Origin of the sequence: Macrococcus brunensis, assembly GCF_004359615.1 — a bacterium.
Lineage (GTDB): Bacteria > Bacillota > Bacilli > Staphylococcales > Staphylococcaceae > Macrococcus > Macrococcus brunensis.
This window is the reverse complement of record NZ_SCWA01000050.1, coordinates 1-482: the sequence shown is the minus strand read 5'-3', so window position 1 is coordinate 482 and position 482 is coordinate 1. Positions and strand designations below refer to the sequence as shown.

The 482-nt window shown below is 43.4% G+C and carries 2 tRNA genes and 1 rRNA gene; all 3 read left to right on the top strand.

Annotated features, from left to right (window positions below):
• Window positions 1-85, top strand: a 16S ribosomal RNA gene (locus ERX27_RS11160); the annotation flags it as partial.
• An 88-nt stretch (window positions 86-173) separates the two neighbouring features.
• A tRNA-Ile gene (locus tag ERX27_RS11155) sits at window positions 174-250 on the top strand.
• A 23-nt stretch (window positions 251-273) separates the two neighbouring features.
• Window positions 274-349: transfer RNA gene (locus ERX27_RS11150), tRNA-Ala, on the top strand.
• Window positions 350-482 lie beyond the last annotated feature (133 nt).

Sequence of the window (482 nt, the reverse complement as noted above, 5' to 3'; positions counted from 1 at the left end):
CTAGCCGTCGAAGGTGGGACAGATGATTGGGGTGAAGTCGTAACAAGGTAGCCGTATCGGAAGGTGCGGCTGGATCACCTCCTTTCTAAGGATAATACGGAAAAGGAATCTTAATTCCTTCGGAATAGCGTCTGACATATTGTATTCAGTTTTGAATGTTCATTCATTCAAATGGGCCTATAGCTCAGCTGGTTAGAGCGCACGCCTGATAAGCGTGAGGTCGATGGTTCGAGTCCATTTAGGCCCACCATTGATAGTTTAATATACCTTTTTGGGGGCTTAGCTCAGCTGGGAGAGCGCCTGCTTTGCACGCAGGAGGTCAGCGGTTCGATCCCGCTAGTCTCCACCATTTAAAATTGTACTTTGAAAACTAGATAAAGTAAGAAGAAAAAAGATTTTACCAAGCAAAACCGAGTGAGTTCATTTATTGAATTCTCAAAAAATCGCGCGTCTGTATTCATACAGACATCACATTATTAATA